Origin of the sequence: Commensalibacter sp. Nvir (assembly GCF_963921845.1) — a bacterium.
Classification (GTDB): domain Bacteria; phylum Pseudomonadota; class Alphaproteobacteria; order Acetobacterales; family Acetobacteraceae; genus Commensalibacter.
In genome coordinates, this window is sequence record NZ_CAWUGZ010000009.1 from 13,816 (window position 1) to 32,663 (window position 18,848).

Consider the following 18,848-nt stretch of genomic DNA (forward strand, 5'->3'; position numbering starts at 1 on the left):
AGAAACTAATTACGTTGAACGCAAAAATCATCTACTTATAATACAAGTCAACTTGGCCAACCTGTGCCCTAAATTAGGGGGTTTTGAATTTATAATGCAAACAAAAATCTACACTTCGGAACTTATAAAACGAATATTAATTACGTTAAACGCAAAGATCATTTACCTATAATATATCTAGAATAAATAAATCTTCGCCTTAAGTTAAGTTACAGAGTTTTAAAATGGTATTGCGAAATAGAAATGAAAACCTCACTAAAGATAAAGGAATCAACACCAATGGGTCTCGCAGAGGAAATCGTCGGAACATGGCAACTTGTCTCTTATCAAGTGGAACTACAAGCGACGGGAGAATTCATTGATGCAATGGGAGACTATCCGCGCGGAAGAGTAATTTTTACAGCAGATGGCTGGGTTGCGTTTAATCTTGAAGGCACGGGTCGTGAACCCGCTCATTCCGATGAAGATCGTGCGCATCTAATGGAGACCCTAGTGGCCTATATTGGTCGGTATCGAATTGAAGGAAACCAATGGGTTACAACAGTACAAACAGCATGGGCTCCGGAATGGGTAGGCACCGAACAACGTCGCACCGTTACAATTGAAGGAGATACGGCTCAGGTAGTTACCCCCTGGCGAAAAATGCCCAATTGGGCAAAAGATCAAATGTCACGCAGTATCATAAAATTTGTCCGAGCGCGTTAATGTTTGCACCTGGTATGATGTCAATCTCTGATGGTATCACACTCTCTGTTCTTCAAGACGACGATCTTCAGTCTAAACTGAAGGAAATTACGCAGTTCCTAACAGACAGAGGCTTAAATATCGATGTTCAGGTAAAGACGTTTATACTTGCATACAATCAAGAAGATAACCAAATTGTCGGTTGTGCTGGTCTAGACAAAAATGTTGTGAAATGCGTTTGTGTGGATGAACAATTTCGTGGATCGGGTCTAAGTGTAAAGATTGGAACGGAAGTCATCAAGCGTGGTCTCTCCGAAGGCTATGACGACCTTTTTCTTTACACAAAATACAAGAATTTGAAGCTTTTCCGAGGATGGGGATTTACACCTCTCGTCGAGCTTCCCGATGTTGTTGCCTTCATGAACTACAACTCTCAGAAATTTCGTGATTACCTTGAGGGTTTGCAGACACTCAAAAAAAATGGCTCACGTATCGGTAGCGTTGTTATGAACGCGAACCCTTTTACAAACGGGCATCGATACCTTGTAGAGCAGGCATCTAAAAATTGTGATTGGGTGCACGTTTTTTTAGTTCGAGAAGATGTATCTCTTTTTTCATATAAAACCCGACTTGAGCTTGTTCGAGAAGGGCTCGCAGATATTAACAATGTTACCGTTCATGAGGGATCGGATTATATCATTTCGCATGCAACTTTTCCTCAATATTTTCTTAAAAACGATTATGACGTAAATACTCAGGCCTCTGCGATAGATGCACTCATGTTTCGTCGATATATTGCCCCTGCATTGAACATAAGCGTAAGGTATGTAGGAACAGAGCCTCTCGATAAAACCACAGCAAGGTATAATCTTGTCTTAAAGAAATTCCTAAATACCTATCCGTATAATGCCAAACCCATTGAGCTTAAAGAGCTTGAAAGGTTGAAATATCGTGGTGTGGTGGTTTCTGCCTCCAGAGTTAGACGTTTGATGGAAGCAAGAAATTATGAGGGTATCAAAGATTTAGTTCCAGAATCGACATTTGTATTTATTAAAAATGCCTCCGACAACTGCCAAAAAAAGAAGGAAACCCTATGATGAAAATCAAGCAAAAAGGCATAGCAGGGACCTTAGAGTCGAGCGATGTCCTTGTTGTCGTTAGTCCTCATAATGAAGACAAAATAAAACTCATCTTACAAAGTAAAGTTGAAAAACAATACGGTGACTCTATAAAAAAAACCGTTATCAGCACTCTGTCTAAATGTGGTGTGGTATCGGCGTTGGTTGATGTTAGAGACCAAGGCGCCTTAGATTGCGTTATTAAGGCACGCGTTGAAACGGCTGTTTACCGGGCCGCTGATGAAAAAAAAGTAAAATTCGGAGAACTATCATGAGGCTACGTCGAAGCATGATGTTCATTCCAGGGGCTAACGCTGGAATGTTGTCGAATTCTTATATATACAAACCCGATTCAGTAATGTTTGACCTTGAAGATTCAGTAAGTCTTACGGAAAAAGACAGTGCACGATTTCTGGTTTTCAATACACTGAAAGAAAACCTCTACGAAGGTATTGAAACCGTTGTCCGTATCAATAGCGTTGAAACCCCCTTTTGGGAAGACGACCTGGATATGGCCGTTCGCGGTGGGGTTGAAATTGTTCGTTTGCCCAAAACGGAAATCGTTGATGACGTTCGAGAAATTGAACAGCGTATTGAAAAAATTGAAAAAGACTGTGGGCGTCCAGCCGGCGATACAAAAATTATGGCGGCAATTGAATCCGCCTGCGGCGTCGTCAACGCTGTAGCCATTGCAAAATCAACGCCACGTATGGTGGCGATTGCACTGGCCGGTTTCGATTACCTTGTCGATATGCAGACCTCCCGTAGTTCAGGAAGCGAGCCCGAGTTGTTTTATGCTCGAGCTGCCGTTCTCCATGCTGCAAGGGCTGCAAAAATTGACGCCTTCGACGTGGCGTACGGCAATGTCAACGATGAAGAGGGGTTTTTGCGAGAAGTCGAAATTGCAAAAAACCTGGGATATAATGGAAAGTCCCTAATTCATCCAAGACAAATTGAACTTTTACACAAAGCTTATGCACCCACGCAAAAGGATGTCGATTATGCCCAAAAAGTAATTCAAGCAGCTCAAGAGGCTGAAGAAAAGGGTCTGGGTGTGATTTCGCTCGACGGTAAGATGATTGATCCGCCTGTCGTGTATGAAGCGCAGCGCGTTCTTCTTTTAGCTGAAAATTCCTAAGGTAGGTTCAAATGGCTTACGAAAAAAAAAGAGCTGAAATTTACGCAGCAAAAAATAAGCTTCCTTCATTCGAAGGAGTATTTGCAAACTCACCACAGCTTGCAAATCCTGTGACAAAATTACGGCGCAAACTGAAACCTTCTCTTGAAGACGTTATCAAAGATTCTGGTCTAAAAAATGGTGGTACCATCTCCTTCCATCACGCTTTTCGTGAAGGCGACAAGGTGGTAATGCACGTTGTTAAGACGCTTTCAGATATGGGTTTTAAAAACTTAACCATTGCGCCAAGCTCACTGTTGAATTGCCACGATGGGCTCCTTGAATATATCCGATCTGGGGTCATTACAAAAATCTTTACGTCAGGGCTTCGAGGTGAGTTGGGTGATGCTATTTCCCATGGTGCTATGGATACACCCGTTCAGATTCACTCTCATGGGGGTCGCGTTCATCTTATCCAAACGGGGGAGATTTCTATCGATGTTGCCTTTCTTGGTGTCGCATCGGCGGATGAATTCGGAAATGCGAATGGCAGTCACGGTGAACTAAATTGTGGATCTCTGGGATATGCCATGGTTGATGCGGCTTACGCACGTTACGTCGTCGTTCTCACACAGAACATAGTAGATTTTCCTAATTACCCGGCCAGTTTATCCCAAGATCAAGTGGACGCGGTAGTTAAAGTCGACGAGGTTGGCGATCCCTCTCTCATTAGCGTGGGTGCAGCACGCCTAACAAAGAACCCTCGCGATCTTTTGCTTGCACGGATTGCAGCCTCGGTGATTGAAAATTCCGGTTATTTTAAAACGGGCTTTTCCCTTCAGACTGGCTCTGGAGGCGCAGCAACCGCAACAACCATCTTTTTGGGAGAGAAGATGATTGAAAAAAACATTAAGGCCAGCTTTGCGCTTGGAGGTATAACCGGTCCTATCGTTGATCTTTTTAACAAAGGTATGATTGAGGTTATTGCTGATGTTCAGTCCTTTGACATCGACGCAGCGCAGTCTTTGAGAAATAATCTAGCTCATACGGAAATTTCAGCAAATGAATACGCAAATCCATCGTCAAAAGGGGCGTATGTTGATCGCATTGATACCGTATTGCTGAGTGCTCTCGAAGTGGATACGAGTTTTAATGTGAACGTGTTAACAGGATCGGACGGCGTGCTACGTGGCGCATCAGGAGGCCATTGTGACGTTGCTGCGGCTGCCAACTTGACAGTGATTGTTACCCCGCTGCTACGGGCTCGCATACCGTGTATCGTTGATAATGTCAACACGGTGATAACCCCTGGCCGAACAGTAGATGTGGTCGTGACCGATCATGGTATTGCCGTTAATCCTAATAATCCGGATCTGGCCAAGCGTTTGCATGACGCAAACCTTCCAGTAATGACCATTGAAGCGCTCCGCGACCGCGCAGTTAAACTTGCTGGCAAACCTGAACCCATTGCGTACACCGATAAAGTCATTGCCGTAGTACGCTACCGCGATGGTAACGTCATAGATATCGTTCGTCAGGTCGCGTAATAAAGATTAAAAACGGAATCCTGATGACATGACAAAAGATCCTGATATTTTCCATTCTATTTTACAAGCGCGTGAAAATCGTGCTCGTAAACAGCAAGATCTTTTAGAAAAATTCAAGCTTCCTCTAATCTCTATCACTATTGTTTCACCAGGCGAAAAGAAATCGACGCCCCTCATCCTCGAGGTATTCGCAGAAGCTATAAAATCAATCCGTAAAACCTTTATGTCTCTCCCTTATCGAATTGTTGCCGAAGAGACTAATCTCGATACTGCAGGCCCTGAATCTTTCTTTGTAATTGAAGGAACTTATGCAGAGCGCCTCAAAAATGTAACCATTCATCTGGAAGATACCCATCCTCTCGGTCGGCTATGGGATCTTGATGTTATTACTCCGAGCAAAAATATTATTTCAAGGAAAGATCTCGGCTTTTCAGAACGCCGCTGTCTTGTATGCTCTGAGGCCGCCAAAAATTGTGCTCGAAGTCAAGCACATTCACTTTTGATACTCGAAAAAAGCATAAGAAATATTTTTCTTTCATTCAGAAAAGGTGAATTAACATGACCTTTTCTAATACTGTGACGGACATGGCACGAGATGCTTTACTAAGCGAAATTAATCTACATCCTAAACCTGGACTGGTTGATCCGCAGGATTGTGGCGCCCACTCTGACATGGATTATAGTCTTTTTCTGGAAAGTATTCACGCTATCACACCTTTTTTTCGACTTTTTTACGAAGAGGGCTACAAAACAGCATATGTGCCCGCATCACAAACGCTCCGGGTCTTGCGCAAAATCGGCATCCGCTGCGAACAAACCATGTTTACGGCAACAAAAGGCGTCAACACCCATAAAGGAGGAGTTTTTTCACTTGGTCTTTTGTGTGGCGCAGTGGGCCGTCTTACCGCAACAAAGAAGAAGTATACTAGTTTAGATATCTGCGCAGAAGTATCAAGCATCTGTGACGGTCTTGTTCAAAACGATCTCGAACAGGTTAATTCCAAATCTCAGTATACAGCGGGGGAAAGCATATATTTAAGACACGGTTTGGGCGGTGCTCGAGCCGAAGCAGAGTCTGGCTTTGCAACGGTTCAACGCTATGCATTGCCAGCCTACCGTAAAGCTCTTTTGAATGGTGCTCCGTCAGATCATGCGAAACTTATCGCACTGATAACTCTAATGGCTCATAATCAGGATACCAACGTCATTTCAAGGGTAGGCCTTTCTGGATTGGAATTTGTTCAAAACGCCTCCAAAAAAGTTTTGAATACATTACAAGAAAAGGGTTTCTTAGCCTTTCGGCGTGACGTCAAACAGTTAAATCATGTTTTTATTGCACACAGAATAAGTCCTAGCGGAAGCGCCGATCTTCTTTCTGTAATGTTGTTTCTTATAAATTCAGAAAATATTTTTTCGGAAAGAGAGATCTTATGTTAGAAATTATTTGTGGCGCCGTCTTCCCTATCGTTGTCTCAATGATGCTTGGATATCTTGGAGCTTTTCTTGGGATGTTCAATCGAGATCAAGCAACGGCCATGAATCGAATGGTACTTAAATTTGCATTACCCATGGATCTTTTTTTTGGGGTCTCAAAAATTGATCGTTCGCTAATCTTAAACTCAGGACATTTTGCCACGATTATAATTGGTTGGATGATTGTTAGTTTCCTTTTAACCTATTGGTTATCGCGTTTTGTATTTAAAAGATCTGTGTCTCTTGCAACGCTTCAAGCCTTAGCTATTGGTAATCCATCAGTACCCTTTGTTGGTTCAGCCGTTCTAAAATTTCTCTTTGGTGTCAAAAGTGCCCTTGCCGTTTCATTGGCCAGCGTAACCATTAATGTGGCGCTTATTCCAATGGTCTTCTTTCTATTAGCCAGTGACAATCAAGAAACTATGGGAGGTTCTGGAAAATGGACTTCTCATCTGGCGCATGCATTCAAACAGCCTGTTGTTCTTGCACCATTGGCCGCCTTTGTCTGGGTATTACTCGGAATTCCTGTTCCAAAATTGCTTGATACTTCTCTTGCCATGCTTGGAAAAACAACGGGAGGCGTTGCAATGTTTGCTGCAGGTATCCTGTTATGCCTTATGAAACCTGTTTTGAATAAGATGGTTGTAACATCTGTATTACTAAGGAACGTTGTCGCACCTCTCATCGCATGGGGCTTGGCTCTGGCCGCACATCTTTCACCCTTTTACTTACGAGAAGCCGTATTAACTTTTGCAATGCCTTCTGCATCCATAATTGTTATTTTATCTAATCAGATAAAAAAAGGAGAACGAGAAGCAGCCTCGACGGTATTTTTTTCCACCATAGCATCTATAGTAAGTATGGGAGTTTTGATAGCACTTACGTCGTAGATACCATTTTACAATAATAAAAGGTTAAATTTTTCATTTTCACAAAAAAATCATGAAAAAATATCCTAAATAAACGTATGAGAATTAAAGATCTCTCCTTCAGCAATTTTGTTTTCAACACTTACTAATACAGATACCTCTAATGTCACAGAACTTGTAGGCATAATCGTAAAGGATAAAATATTTAGAATACAGAATAAACTTTATAAAAAGAAAAGGACTAAACAAATGAAATAATGAATAAAACAACATATTGATATGGAGTTTAAGATGAGCTTAGAAAACTTAAACGATTTAAAGTTTTTTATAAATTTAGTTGATGCTGGGGGTATTACGGCTGCTGCAAGTCGATTTGGTGTGTCAGCGCCATCAGTATCTCGTCGTTTAAGCAAAATTGAAGAACGATTAGGGATCACACTCATCACCAGAAACACAAGACACTTTCGCCTGAGTTCTGCTGGACAATCTTATTACGACGATGGTGGTATTCTTTTAGCTGGGATTGAAAAATTAGAAACAGATATTGTTTCTTCAGAGAAACAGATTAAAGGATCATTAAGTATTGGTGCCCCCTTGGAGTTGGGAAGAAACAAGTTAGCACCTTTTATTGCAAATTTTATTAAAAAATATCCCAATATTCAAGTAAATCTAGCTGTTGCCTCTGAAGGTTCCTATAATTTCGACGATTATCTGGATATTATTGTTCGAATTGGCCTCCCGAAATCCTCCAGTGCAATTGTAACTAAAATTGCCTCTACGCTTCGCGTTCTATGTGCTTCACCCGATTACATTCGAATACACAAGGAGCCTGAATTACCAGAAAATTTGCAGAATCATCCGTGTCTTTGTTTAAGGCGGTATAAAACAATGGAGCCAATGAATCAGTGGCTTTTGGAAAATAATGAAAAATCTTATATTATAAAAGTTGAACCTAAATTAAGTAGTACAAATGCTGAAATTGTACACGATTGGGCTTTATCTGGAAACGGAATAGCTTATAAATTATTTTGGGATATTCAAGAGAATCTGGATAAAGGAAAGCTTATAAGAATTCTTCCGGATTATCGTGGGGAAATAATATATTTGTATGCTGTTCTTCCATCAAAAGCCTATGTTAAAAAAAGTGTTCGTGTTTTTTTAGAAGAACTTAAGAAATTTGCAAAGAAAAATATGGACTTTGATCCTTGATACTATTCACTTTTATAAGTCTCATTAAAGAATTATAATTAAAATAACTTACTCTTGCCTCTTTATTTTTAGAAAATATGGACCCTAAACTGTCTTTTGATTGGTCATAGTTCTCTTTATCCATAAGGTTTTATTTATACTGTTAGGGTATGACCTAACGCTTTCTGAGGGTTACGTGTGATCTGGTATGTTTAAAAAATCGCCCTACTAACTTTAGAAATTAATTTATACCGTCATCCTCCATGGTTTGAGCATGAGAATTAGGGCATAAAACAATCAAGTTTCTTTGATGTCGAAGAACACTTTTATCGCTCGATCAGACTAAACCAGTTAACTTAAAAGCTTTTTTGAACTATCGGCTTTGAAGTATTTCGATCAATTTGGAAAGACTTTATTTTATTTGGGTGAGAACAAAGAGGCTCATCTTTCTTTTTAATTCTATGATGATATTCAAGATTGTGGAAAGCCAAATGCTAAACACTCTCTCCGATGAACGAACAGAATACTTCATCAACACCCAGCTTTCTCAAGCCTCACTTTTTATTTCAAACAACTGCATAAGGGGTGCTCAGACTAAACTACAGCCTATAGCATCCTCCCAAAAGATGTTGGAACAATTTCTCAATTGAACCATACAGCTATATGGTGCGAACTGCGGGACTTGAACCCGCACGTCCAAATGGACACGAGATTTTAAGTCTCGAGCGTCTACCATTCCGCCAAGCTCGCGAAGTTATGAAATGACTAATACCATGAAGAAAAAAAAGGTCAATGGATAATTTAATAAAATATATGTTATTAGGTTATTTTCGAAAAAACGAGTGAAATTTAGGATTTAAACTATAGAAATAATGATCAAATTCTTTCAAATTTCTAAACAGCGCCAATAGACAACATGATTTTCTAGATCACCCGCTTCGCTTTCCCTGATAATTCGATTTTTTACCGATATATTTTGCTGATAGACGGTTTTCATTGTACCTGAGACTAAAGGATGCCAAAAAGGCAAAGATTTTCCTTCGTGAATCAAACGGTAGGCACATGTACGAGGCAACCAATCAATTTCATTTAACAAGGCTGGAGTTAATTGTATACAATCTGGTACTCTTATCGCTCTATGACAATAATCCGAGCATTGACCCGTGTGAATATCTAATAGAGAACAAGCTACTTCTGTATATTCCACCACATTTGTATCTTCATCTCTTAATTTATTCAAGCAACATCGACCACAATGGTCACACAAATCCTCCCATTGTTGGCGGTTCATTTGATCTAGTTTCAGCACTTCCCAATAAGGTTTTGGAAAAACGTACGGCAACTTCTTTTTCATAGATCTAACGTTTCTTGTTTCTTTTTAGGTGCTTTGCTTACACGAACTAAACGTTCTCCATCCTGAAACATTAAAAGAAGTTTATCCCCCCCACGCAGCCCACGAGATTTTGAAATAGCATGACCTTGCGTGTTACGTACTAAAACATACCCTCGAGTAAGAACAGCTTGTGGCGATAAAGAATCTAATCGTGCTGATAAACTGTTCAACTTAAGTGTTTGCTCCCTCACTATAGCGCGTAGGTAATTTAAAGGTAAGGAAGGAAGCGAAGCTATTTTCTTTTGATGATAGTATCCCCAAAAACTATTTATTCTTAAGCTCATAAGATTAAGATCATTTTTATAACGGTTAAGCAAACCAATCATATACTGATTGACGGGTTTAATTAAATTAAGACAATTTTTGTGTTTCATTAACAAACCCGGCAAAGATAGATCCAAGCGATACGAACGATCATCTAAGCGCATACGGGTTTGACCAAGCACCATTATAATATCAGGGAAGCGACTATGCATTTCTCTAAGCTTAAGACGATACGATTGAACACTATGAATAAACGCGTTGCTTAACCGTTTTGCCAATTGCAACAAACTCGATAATAATTCTACTCTTGAAGGTACCGCAAGCTCTGCTGCGGCTGTGGGTGTGGGAGCTCTGTGGTCAGAAGCAAAATCTATAAGTGTGGTATCGGTCTCATGGCCCACTGCAGAAATCAGTGGAATAGTTGAGTTGGCAGCTGCTCTTACAAGATTTTCGTCATTAAAAGCCATCAAATCTTCTAAGGCACCCCCGCCTCTTGCGATAATAAGCACGTCAGGCCTTGGTATAATTGAACTTACAGTTATCTGATTAAAACCTTGTATCGCTTCAATAATCTGCTCCGCTGCTCCTTCTCCTTGTACAGCTACGGGCCAAAGAATAATCTCTCTGGGAAAACGTCTTGCTATTGTTGTCTGTATATCGTGTAGTACGGCTCCTTTTGGCGAGGTAATAACCCCAACCACTCGTGGTAGCAAAGGAAGTTGACGTTTTTTTTCTTGAGAAAAAATTCCTTCGTCTTCAAGTTTTTTTCGTAATTTTTCGATTCGCGCTAATAACGCACCTTCTCCTGCATAATCAACACGGTCGACGATGAATTGGTACGACGAACGCTCTCCATACGAAGAAATTTTTCCTGTTGCAATAACTTCTATACCGTCTTCAAGTGGCAATTTTATTTTAGAAGTCACATAACGCCAGATAATAGCCGTTAATTTGCCCTGTTGGTCTTTAAGAGAAAAATAAATATGACCCGAAGGATAACGTTTTAATTCTGTAATCTCTCCTCTTACTCTTATTTTAGAGAAGTTACTTTCCAAAACACGTTTAATGGCTACAGAAATGTCCCCTACACTAAATTCTGGTATATTATCCATCATTAAATCAGAAAGTTGGTCATTTGGTGCCATAATCTATGCTAAACCCTATACTAAAATTTTTTAATCTTAAAGGAAATTACTATGCGAGTGTTACTCGTCGGTTCAGGAGGAAGAGAGCATGCTCTGGCTATGGCTATAGCCCGCTCACCCAAACTTACCAAGCTTTATATTGCTCCTGGAAATCCAGGTACTGCCCACTTTGGAAAAAATGTTAACATTGCCAGTGATAATATCATTGAGCTAGTAAAATTTGCACAAAAAAATCATATTGATTTGGTCGTTCCCGGTCCAGAATTACCTATTATCGAAGGATTAACCGATTCTTGTACTCTTGCTGGCATTGCTTGTGCTGGTCCCACTCAAAAAGCTGCGCAGTTAGAGGGAAGCAAAAGCTTTACCAAATCGATCTGTAACGCAGCAAACATACCTACTGCAAACTGGCAAGAATTTACCGACGTTAACAAGGCGCTTACTTACGTTCAAAAACAAAAATTTCCTCTTGTTATTAAGGCAGATGGGTTGGCAGCAGGAAAAGGGGTTATTATCGCTTATAACATAAAAGAAGCACAAGATGCACTTACCGATATGATGATTAACAATCACTTTGGTAAAGCTGGACAAAAAATTGTCGTTGAAGAATTTCTTGTAGGAGAAGAAGTTTCTTTGTTTGCTTTTTGTGATGGAAAAGATGCTATTTTAATTGGGGCTGCACAGGATCATAAGCGTATAGGCGACAACGATACAGGCCCGAACACAGGCGGGATGGGCGCTGTTTCGCCTCCACCTTTTTTTGGAAAAAAAGCTCAACAGGATGCCCTTGAATTAACTATTCTGCCCATGTTGAAAGAAATGAACCGAAGAGGAATTCCTTTTAGGGGTGTCATTTTTGCTGGTTTAATGCTAACTCAAACAGGTGTCTATCTCATTGAATACAATACTCGTTTTGGCGATCCAGAAGCGGAAGTTCTTCTCCCAAGACTCCAATCCGATTTACTGACAATTTTATACAATTTAAGTCAAGGAAAACTTGCTAAAACGGATATTCAATTTTCCGAACAAATAGCTCTTTGCGTGGTAATGGCTGCTAAAAATTACCCAGGCACACCTATTACAGGGGGAGTAATAAAACATATCGACAAAGCAGAAAATTACCCCAATGTAAAAATTTTTCATGCTGGAACTGCGTTAAACGACAAGCACGAACTTTATGCTGCTGGTGGGCGCGTTCTATGTGTTACAGCCCTGCACGATACCTTAGCAAAAGCTCAAGAAACTGCTTATCTGGCCATTAAAGAAATTGACTGGAAAGATGCTATTTGGCGAACTGATATTGGAAAAAAAGCATTAAATTATATAAATACCAAAACGTCTAAAACGATTGACTAGTAATTATGGGTTAGTGTCATTACGTGCAATAGCTTAATAAAAACTAAAACCATTTTTATTAAGCTATTCAAACATATATAAAAAATTAATACCCAGTAAGAATACGTTCTATTAATTCTTTTACAGTCGGTGTGAAGCCATTATTATAAAATGAATCTTCTGAAAAACGCCAACCCGTTGTACCACTGAACATAAGATTGTTATCAATGCTCTGACTGGCATTTTCACCTTTTGCATGAGCAATTATTTGCAACGTTTTTTGAATACAAAAGGATCGAGGATCAGGTCTGTAACCTGTAGTGTAATCAGGTCCTTGTTGAGACCAATTTGAAAACCGACACATTGAAAGGCATCCCATACAATCAATTTGGTCTTTTAGTATTTCTTTTGCTTTCTCTGAATTAACAAAGATAAACGTTTCATCAGGCGTTAAAAGTGGCTGTGTAAATCCTTGTTCTTTCCAAGAAATTATTCTTTGCATATCCTCACCACGTACATAAACCGTACGTTTACGCGTTCCATATTCATAAGGGACAGAAAATTGATCATCTAGCGTTTTAGAAAAATCTATTTCTCGCCCAGATCTTTCTTGTAATTCATTCAAAAAACTATTTTGTACTGCGGAAGAATAAAAGCCAGTTGGAGAAAACCGATTTAAATAAACATCGCCTTTTTTTAAAGTGCGCAAGCGTGCTTTCCAAGCGTCTGATATTGGACTCTCTTTCGTTAAAAGAGGTCTAGTACCAAACTGAAACGCAATAGGACCTAAATCAGGATTGTCGATCCAATCTTCCCACTCGGATAGCCACCATACGTTACCCGCCATAATGATAGGGATATGATCCAAACCATATTGACGCATCACTTTTCTTAATTCCAAAACACGTGGGAAAGGGTCTTGTGGAATTAGAGGGTCTTCGTTATTAGATAACCCGTTATGGCCCCCTGCCCGCCAAGGATCTTCGTAAACAACACCCCCTAACCATTCAGGGTTACGCCGATAAGAACGTCGCCACAAAGCGCTAAAAGCCCTACCGGAAGAAACGATGGGATAATAATATACTTTATATTTAGAAGCAATTTCGGACAGGCGGAACGGCATACCTGCACCACAGGTAATACCACTCAACACGCCAGGAATCTGTTCGAGAACAGACGTGATGATACGCTCTGAAGCACCCATCTCCCACATAATATTAGCATTAACACTAGCCTGTGGGCCCGCGATTTCACGAGCAATTTTTGCTTGTGCTATTCCACCAGAAACTGCATATTGAACGAGTTCTTCGTGTCTTTCCTTACGCGTTTTTGCATGGAAAATTTGCGGAACAATCTCTCCTTTTTCATTATAACTGTCTGCATTCACAATTGAAACCGTACCAATTCCACCTGCTGCAGACCAATGTCCAGCAGATACACCTGTTGAGATAGAAATACCCTTACCCCCTTCGATGAGTGGCAAAACCTCCTTATCCCCGATGCGAATTGGATGAATAGTCTTCATTACTTCTCTTGCTTTCAGTAGAAACCAAATATAAAATTAAACTTTACTTAATAAAAAAAGACGAATTTTTCCAGTAAAAAATAAGTTTATTTTTTACTGGAAAATATGTACGGCTGGCTTTAGATGGTTTCTTTTTTACGAAGAACGTGGACCTCTATTTCTTCCACCTGATGAGGCCCGCGGTCCAACTTGCTCGCTAATATCGTTCCCTGTTTCTTGATCGACTTCTCTCATCGAAAGTTTGATCTTTCCTCGATCATCAAATCCGACAACTTTAACTTTCACGATATCATCCATTTTTACAATATCGCTAGTACGAGCGACACGACCTGCAGACAGCTCAGAAATATGTACTAGACCATCTCTAGCACCCATAAAATTAACAAAAGCACCAAATTCAGCAACTTTCACAACTTTACCAGAATATATTTTCCCAACTTCTGGCTCAGCAATGATTGCTTCGATGCGCTCCTTTGCTTTTTCAGCTTGCTCGTTTGATGTGACAGCAATTTTGACCGTACCATCGTCTTCAATATCAATCTTACATCCTGCATATTCTACGATTTCACGTATGGTTTTTCCCCCTGTACCAATCAATTCCCTAATTTTTTCTTTAGGAATATTCATGACAATTACATGAGGGGCTTGATCAGAAATATCCGCTCTGCTTTCCGTCAACGCTTTGGCCATCTCACCTAAAATATGCATGCGCCCTTCACGAGCCTGAGCCAGAGCTTGCTTCATAATTTCAGGGGTAATCGACGTAATTTTAATATCCATCTGCAAAGCTGTAATACCCATGTCAGTACCAGCCACTTTAAAATCCATATCCCCAAGATGATCTTCATCACCCAAGATATCGGTTAAGACCGCAACGCCTTTATTTTCCTTAATTAACCCCATAGCAATCCCTGCAACCGGTCTTTCCATTGGAACACCTGCATCCATTAGTGATAAAGACGTACCACAAACGGTTGCCATAGACGAAGAACCATTACTTTCGGTAATTTCAGAGACGACACGCATTGTATAAGGGAAGGCTTCCTTGCTTGGCAACAACGGACGAATAGCACGCCAAGCCAACTTTCCATGACCGATTTCACGTCTTCCTGGTGCACCCAAGCGACCACATTCTCCAACAGAATAAGGAGGGAAATTATAATGCAGCATAAAATTCGTGCGATATTCCCCTTCTAATGCATCAATAATCTGTTCATCTTGTGCTGTACCAAGCGTTGTTACTACCAAGGCCTGTGTCTCACCACGCGTAAATAAGGCAGAACCATGCGTTCTAGGCAGAACGCCGACTTCGCTGATAATAGGTCTAACGGTGTTAAGATCGCGACCATCAATGCGTAATCCCGTTTTTAAAACAGAAGTGCGAACAATATTCGCTTCCAACTTATCGATAAAAGGACCTGCCTTCTCAATATTTAATTCTTCGCTCGCCAATTTATCCAAAATTTTAACTCGTGCGGCATCAAGCAAAGCGTAGCGTTTCTGTTTTTCTTTTTCTTTATAAGCATCAGCAAGAGGCTTACGACCAATTTTATCAACGCGCGTTTTTAATTTCTTATCTTCTTCGGTGGGCTCTGCAAGTTCCCATGGCTGACGTGCAGCATGTTCAGCAAGAAGAATAATAGCTTCAATTACAGGCTGACAGGCCTGATGACCAAACGTCACGGCACCCAGCATAATTTCTTCTGAAAGCTCTTTGGCTTCAGATTCAACCATCAACACGCCTTCAGAAGTTCCTGCAACCACCAAATCCAATGCACTTTCATCAATTTCCGCTAAGGTTGGATTGAGAATATATTGGCCCTCTTTATATCCCACACGACAACCTGCAATGGGCCCTAGAAACGGAATTCCTGACAAAGTCAATGCCGCTGAACATCCTATTAACGCCACAGTAGCAGGATCATTTTCCATATCATGACTTAGTACTGTCGCAATAACCTGGACTTCATTGTTGAAATTATCTGGAAATAAAGGACGTATCGGACGATCAATGAGACGAGAAACTAGTGTTTCTGTCTCTGATGCTCTCCCTTCTCTTTTAAAAAAACCACCAGGTATTTTACCAACGGCAAAAGCTTTTTCTTGATAATGGACGGTTAAAGGAAAAAAATCTTGACCTGGTTTTGCTTTTTTATTTCCTACAGCAGTACATAAAACAACAGTTCCACCATAAGTGACCACTACAGCTCCATCGGCCTGACGAGCAATCTTTCCCGTTTCCAGGATAAGGGGACGTCCTCCCCAATTGATTTCTTTACGATAATATTTAAACATACATGTACCTTAAGTTTTAAGGCGACAAAGAGAAAAAATTTAATTCATCCTTATACCACTAACTGCAAATAACAGCGTCTCGGACGGCATGGAGCTCGTTATCTTTTTATCTATTTTTGCACCATGTGGCCTGAAACGCTGTATAAAATGAATGGCTAAATTTTTTTCACTCCTGCCTATGATCATTAATTGAAACTACGCCAATATTTAAAAAACATACTAATATTATTTATGACATAGTTTTTAGTGTTCGGAACTGGCTTTTATATGTGCCAGCTCCTTAAATAAGTGTTAGCGACGTAGACCCAAACGTTTAATCAAATTCTCATAACGCATCTGGTCTTTATTACGCAAGTAACTTAACAAACGACGACGCTGGCCAACAAGCTTTAACAACCCTCGACGAGAGTGAAAATCTTTGGCATGTTCTTTCATATGTTCAGTTAAATTAACAATGCGGTCAGTTAATAAAGCAACTTGCACTTCCGGTGAACCCGTGTCGTTCTCCTTTGTTTGATATTCTTTCATTAACTGGCTACGACGTTCTCGTGTAATCGACATCATAATATTCCTTTTTTCTAGATATACATTAAAAAATACATACTGGTCGCAACCATTCATTTTCCAAACGGCACAATCCAATACAACGCTTCCCCTCTACAACACGAATAATCTGATTAGGACCTATCGTATTCGGTAAAGCTTGATTCTTAAGTTTTTCAACCGCAATTTTGCGACCAAACCCCAAATCAGTGGCTTCTTCTGACGTTAAAGCTAGTGCCGAGATGTCGTTCAGCACAGTTTCGACAGGCAGAATCATATCCAAAGAAGCTTCTCCTCTTTTGCCGTTTCCGACAATGTGGTCCAACATAATAGCCTTGTCTACTTCAAAAGGACCGACTACAAGACGGCGTAAGTAAGAAATATATCCCACCGAATGACAAGCCGCCGCCAAATCCCTAGCCAAAGAGCGCATATAGACGCCTTTGCCAGAAATAACTTCAAACAAAAAACAATCTTCGTCCAAACGTTCAAGCAACCGAAACGAATCAATACGTGCAGGACGTTTACTTAACTCTGGGATCATCCCTTGGCGTGCTAGATCATAAGATCGTCGACCATTCACTTTGATCGCAGAGAAAATAGGAGGAATTTGCAAAATCCTCCCTTGAAATTGTTTTAATGCTTCTTCAATTTCAACCGTACTTGGCCGATAGTGTGATCGCTCTAATACTTCGCCTTCAGCATCATCCGTACTGCGACGTTCACCAAAACAAAGGATAAACTGATATGTTTTCGGCTTATCCATTATATACGATATAGTTTTGGTTGCTTTACCAAGTGCAATCGGTAACATTCCAGAGGCTAGCGGATCTAATGTACCGCTATGACCGACCTTTTGAGCATCAAAAGCAAATTTAACACGATTCACTACATAAGCAGACGTTACTCCTAAAGGCTTATCAATAAGTAACCATCCATCAATTTTCTGTCCACGCTGCTTACGCATGAAAATTAAGAAACTCCTATAATCGCTACCAAGCTCATTCTCTAACTTTAATATTTGTATTCATTACATGGGAATCAAGTAAATTAAAACCCATATCTCGTGTGTAACGTAAAAAACTGTTTTATATTGTAATAAATTTTGACTAAGATACTTCTTAGCATAGCTCTTCTTGATAGCAAGCATCTCCTTTTTTATCTTTTCAAACGTAACAACGTGTTTAGTTTCCAAGGATCGGCTTTAACAAACAGCAACGCATGTCATTTCAAGAACAACCTAAATGGTCATTTGAACAAAAAAATCAAACCTTATATATCCTATTGTCTGGGAACTGGCTGACAGAGCAAAAGGTTTTGCCCAAAGATATTAAATTGATTTGGTCATTGGAACAATCCGTAAACTCAATCGAAATAGACACTTCGCAAATCAACCGTTGGGATAGCATTTTAATTGTTGTTCTCGAAGAACTTGAACAACGGGCACGTCAACGTAATATTACGATTCGTTATCATGCCCTTCCTGATTCAGCAAAAAAATTACTTGACCTTTTAAAAGAAACGCCACGTTGTGAACCTAAAAAATCCGAACCTCCCTTTCAACCTCTTTATAATCTAGGAGGGTGGTTTATCATAAACTTAAACAATATTGGCGAAACCTACTTTTTATTTATTTCCTGCATAAAAAGTTTTTATTATGCCTTGTTTAAACGTTCTTTTATGCGCCGTGTCGACTTATTAAGGGACATCAAAAGTTCAGGACCTTCTGCTCTTATTATTATTAGCGTCGTTAATTTTTTAATTGGTTCTATCCTAGCCTTTGTAGGAGCAGTGCAATTGCGTCGTTTTTCCGCTGACATTTATATCGCTAATTTAGTCGGTATAGCCATTATTCGAGAAATGGCTGCGGTTATGACTGCCATCGTTATTTCTGGGCGTACAGGGGGGGCTTATGCTGCAAGGATAGCAACGATGAAAGGTAACGAAGAAATCGACGCTTTAAACGTTATGGGGGTATCCATTACAGAATACATTATTTTGCCTTCTGTTCTGGCGTTAGTTATTACCATGCCCCTATTGTATTTATATGGTTGCCTTATGGGAATTTTAGGCGGGCTAGTTTCTCAATACTTATGCTAAAAATATCTATCATAGGGTTTTTGCAACAAATTTTTTGGGCTGTACCTTTCAATCAATTTATTTTCGCTTTGATCAAAACCATAAGTTTTGCCACCTTTATAGGAATAAGCAGTTGTCACATAGGAATCAAATCGGGTCGAAGTGCCGCTGATGTAGGTATTTCAGCGACAAAAGCTGTAGTTATTGGGATCGTTGGGGTTATTGCTATTGATTCTTTTTTCGCTGTAATCGCTGATATTATTGGTATTTAAC

Annotated in this window: 17 protein-coding genes, 1 tRNA gene and 1 pseudogene; 12 read left to right on the forward strand and 7 right to left on the reverse strand. The window is 40.0% G+C overall.

Features of this window, described 5'->3' with window-relative positions; all coding sequences use genetic code 11:
• The first annotated feature begins 279 nt into the window (after nucleotides 1-279).
• The 10 genes from AABE15_RS00450 (at nucleotide 280) to AABE15_RS00495 (ending at nucleotide 8,646) form a co-directional block, all read left to right on the forward strand.
• A complete protein-coding gene (locus tag AABE15_RS00450; protein ID WP_338329311.1) occupies nucleotides 280-705 on the forward strand; it encodes a lipocalin-like domain-containing protein in 426 nt (141 codons plus the stop codon).
• Nucleotides 705-1,781, forward strand: a complete 1,077-nt coding sequence (gene citC / locus AABE15_RS00455) for a [citrate (pro-3S)-lyase] ligase (RefSeq protein ID WP_338329312.1) — start codon at nucleotides 705-707, stop codon at nucleotides 1,779-1,781. Before AABE15_RS00450 ends, citC begins: the two co-directional genes overlap by 1 nt.
• Complete coding sequence (gene citD, locus AABE15_RS00460; protein ID WP_338329313.1) at nucleotides 1,778-2,077, forward strand: citrate lyase acyl carrier protein; 300 nt, start codon at nucleotides 1,778-1,780, stop codon at nucleotides 2,075-2,077. The genes citC and citD overlap by 4 nt, the downstream gene beginning before the upstream one ends.
• A complete protein-coding gene (locus AABE15_RS00465; RefSeq protein WP_338329314.1) occupies nucleotides 2,074-2,940 on the forward strand; it encodes an aldolase/citrate lyase family protein in 867 nt (288 codons plus the stop codon). Before citD ends, AABE15_RS00465 begins: the two co-directional genes overlap by 4 nt.
• Before the next feature lie 11 nt (nucleotides 2,941-2,951).
• On the forward strand, nucleotides 2,952-4,466 hold the full coding sequence (citF, locus tag AABE15_RS00470) for a citrate lyase subunit alpha (RefSeq protein ID WP_338329315.1): 1,515 nt from the start codon (nucleotides 2,952-2,954) through the stop codon (nucleotides 4,464-4,466).
• Nucleotides 4,467-4,494: 28 nt separating this feature from the next.
• Nucleotides 4,495-5,028, forward strand: a complete 534-nt coding sequence (gene citX, locus AABE15_RS00475; protein ID WP_338329316.1) for a citrate lyase holo-[acyl-carrier protein] synthase — start codon at nucleotides 4,495-4,497, stop codon at nucleotides 5,026-5,028.
• The gene (citG, locus tag AABE15_RS00480; RefSeq protein WP_338329317.1) at nucleotides 5,025-5,903 is read left to right on the forward strand and encodes a triphosphoribosyl-dephospho-CoA synthase CitG; all 879 of its coding nucleotides are present in this window, start codon (nucleotides 5,025-5,027) and stop codon (nucleotides 5,901-5,903) included. Before citX ends, citG begins: the two co-directional genes overlap by 4 nt.
• A complete protein-coding gene (locus tag AABE15_RS00485; RefSeq protein WP_338329318.1) occupies nucleotides 5,897-6,829 on the forward strand; it encodes an AEC family transporter in 933 nt (310 codons plus the stop codon). The genes citG and AABE15_RS00485 overlap by 7 nt, the downstream gene beginning before the upstream one ends.
• A gap of 270 nt (nucleotides 6,830-7,099) precedes the next feature.
• Nucleotides 7,100-8,017: a LysR family transcriptional regulator gene (locus AABE15_RS00490; RefSeq protein ID WP_338329319.1), complete on the forward strand. Its 918-nt coding sequence runs from the start codon at nucleotides 7,100-7,102 to the stop codon at nucleotides 8,015-8,017.
• Nucleotides 8,018-8,487: 470 nt separating this feature from the next.
• Nucleotides 8,488-8,646 carry a hypothetical protein gene (locus AABE15_RS00495; RefSeq protein ID WP_338329320.1) on the forward strand — a complete coding sequence of 53 codons (159 nt, stop codon included), beginning with the start codon at nucleotides 8,488-8,490 and terminating at the stop codon, nucleotides 8,644-8,646.
• Nucleotides 8,647-8,660: 14 nt separating this feature from the next.
• On the opposite strand, the gene AABE15_RS00500 is transcribed toward AABE15_RS00495, so the two are convergent.
• From AABE15_RS00500 to xseA, 3 genes are all read right to left on the reverse strand, one after another.
• Nucleotides 8,661-8,746, reverse strand: a tRNA-Leu gene (locus AABE15_RS00500).
• A gap of 136 nt (nucleotides 8,747-8,882) precedes the next feature.
• Nucleotides 8,883-9,350, reverse strand: coding sequence for a YcgN family cysteine cluster protein (locus tag AABE15_RS00505; protein WP_338329321.1), 468 nt, complete (start codon nucleotides 9,348-9,350; stop codon nucleotides 8,883-8,885).
• Nucleotides 9,347-10,798: an exodeoxyribonuclease VII large subunit gene (gene xseA / locus AABE15_RS00510; RefSeq protein WP_338329322.1), complete on the reverse strand. Its 1,452-nt coding sequence runs from the start codon at nucleotides 10,796-10,798 to the stop codon at nucleotides 9,347-9,349. The genes AABE15_RS00505 and xseA overlap by 4 nt, the downstream gene beginning before the upstream one ends.
• 51 nt (nucleotides 10,799-10,849) lie before the next feature.
• Here xseA and purD point away from each other — a divergent pair, with 51 nt between their 5' ends.
• Nucleotides 10,850-12,154: a phosphoribosylamine--glycine ligase gene (gene purD, locus AABE15_RS00515; RefSeq protein ID WP_338329323.1), complete on the forward strand. Its 1,305-nt coding sequence runs from the start codon at nucleotides 10,850-10,852 to the stop codon at nucleotides 12,152-12,154.
• 85 nt (nucleotides 12,155-12,239) lie between these two features.
• Here purD and AABE15_RS00520 read toward each other — a convergent pair whose 3' ends face one another.
• The 4 genes from AABE15_RS00520 to truB all read right to left on the reverse strand — a co-directional run bounded on the left by AABE15_RS00520 (nucleotide 12,240) and on the right by truB (nucleotide 17,463).
• Nucleotides 12,240-13,658 carry a nitronate monooxygenase gene (locus AABE15_RS00520; RefSeq protein WP_338329324.1) on the reverse strand — a complete coding sequence of 473 codons (1,419 nt, stop codon included), beginning with the start codon at nucleotides 13,656-13,658 and terminating at the stop codon, nucleotides 12,240-12,242.
• A 135-nt stretch (nucleotides 13,659-13,793) separates the two neighbouring features.
• On the reverse strand, nucleotides 13,794-15,953 hold the full coding sequence (gene pnp, locus AABE15_RS00525) for a polyribonucleotide nucleotidyltransferase (protein WP_338329325.1): 2,160 nt from the start codon (nucleotides 15,951-15,953) through the stop codon (nucleotides 13,794-13,796).
• Between the two features lie 291 nt (nucleotides 15,954-16,244).
• Nucleotides 16,245-16,514 (reverse strand): 30S ribosomal protein S15, encoded by a 270-nt coding sequence (gene rpsO / locus AABE15_RS00530; protein ID WP_338329344.1) that lies wholly within the window; start codon nucleotides 16,512-16,514, stop codon nucleotides 16,245-16,247.
• Between the two features lie 28 nt (nucleotides 16,515-16,542).
• Nucleotides 16,543-17,463: a tRNA pseudouridine(55) synthase TruB gene (gene truB / locus AABE15_RS00535; RefSeq protein WP_338329326.1), complete on the reverse strand. Its 921-nt coding sequence runs from the start codon at nucleotides 17,461-17,463 to the stop codon at nucleotides 16,543-16,545.
• Between the two features lie 713 nt (nucleotides 17,464-18,176).
• Between truB and AABE15_RS00540 the strand changes: the two are divergent.
• A pseudogene (locus AABE15_RS00540) lies at nucleotides 18,177-18,847 on the forward strand (MlaE family ABC transporter permease).
• Nucleotide 18,848: the final 1 nt, after the last annotated feature.

Bases quoted from the DNA above. Each gene is read 5' to 3' on its own strand.
- citC (WP_338329312.1), top strand. From the start codon at position 705: ATGTTTGCACCTGGTATGATGTCAATCTCTGATGGTATCACACTCTCT.
- citG (WP_338329317.1), top strand. From the start codon at position 5,025: ATGACCTTTTCTAATACTGTGACGGACATGGCACGAGATGCTTTACTA.
- xseA (WP_338329322.1), bottom strand. From the start codon at position 10,798: ATGGCACCAAATGACCAACTTTCTGATTTAATGATGGATAATATACCA.
- rpsO (WP_338329344.1), bottom strand. From the start codon at position 16,514: ATGTCGATTACACGAGAACGTCGTAGCCAGTTAATGAAAGAATATCAA.
- AABE15_RS00490 (WP_338329319.1), top strand. From the start codon at position 7,100: ATGAGCTTAGAAAACTTAAACGATTTAAAGTTTTTTATAAATTTAGTT.
- purD (WP_338329323.1), top strand. From the start codon at position 10,850: ATGCGAGTGTTACTCGTCGGTTCAGGAGGAAGAGAGCATGCTCTGGCT.
- AABE15_RS00505 (WP_338329321.1), bottom strand. From the start codon at position 9,350: ATGAAAAAGAAGTTGCCGTACGTTTTTCCAAAACCTTATTGGGAAGTG.
- citF (WP_338329315.1), top strand. From the start codon at position 2,952: ATGGCTTACGAAAAAAAAAGAGCTGAAATTTACGCAGCAAAAAATAAG.
- truB (WP_338329326.1), bottom strand. From the start codon at position 17,463: ATGCGTAAGCAGCGTGGACAGAAAATTGATGGATGGTTACTTATTGAT.
- citD (WP_338329313.1), top strand. From the start codon at position 1,778: ATGATGAAAATCAAGCAAAAAGGCATAGCAGGGACCTTAGAGTCGAGC.
- citX (WP_338329316.1), top strand. From the start codon at position 4,495: ATGACAAAAGATCCTGATATTTTCCATTCTATTTTACAAGCGCGTGAA.
- AABE15_RS00465 (WP_338329314.1), top strand. From the start codon at position 2,074: ATGAGGCTACGTCGAAGCATGATGTTCATTCCAGGGGCTAACGCTGGA.
- pnp (WP_338329325.1), bottom strand. From the start codon at position 15,953: ATGTTTAAATATTATCGTAAAGAAATCAATTGGGGAGGACGTCCCCTT.
- AABE15_RS00485 (WP_338329318.1), top strand. From the start codon at position 5,897: ATGTTAGAAATTATTTGTGGCGCCGTCTTCCCTATCGTTGTCTCAATG.
- AABE15_RS00450 (WP_338329311.1), top strand. From the start codon at position 280: ATGGGTCTCGCAGAGGAAATCGTCGGAACATGGCAACTTGTCTCTTAT.
- AABE15_RS00520 (WP_338329324.1), bottom strand. From the start codon at position 13,658: ATGAAGACTATTCATCCAATTCGCATCGGGGATAAGGAGGTTTTGCCA.
- AABE15_RS00495 (WP_338329320.1), top strand. From the start codon at position 8,488: ATGCTAAACACTCTCTCCGATGAACGAACAGAATACTTCATCAACACC.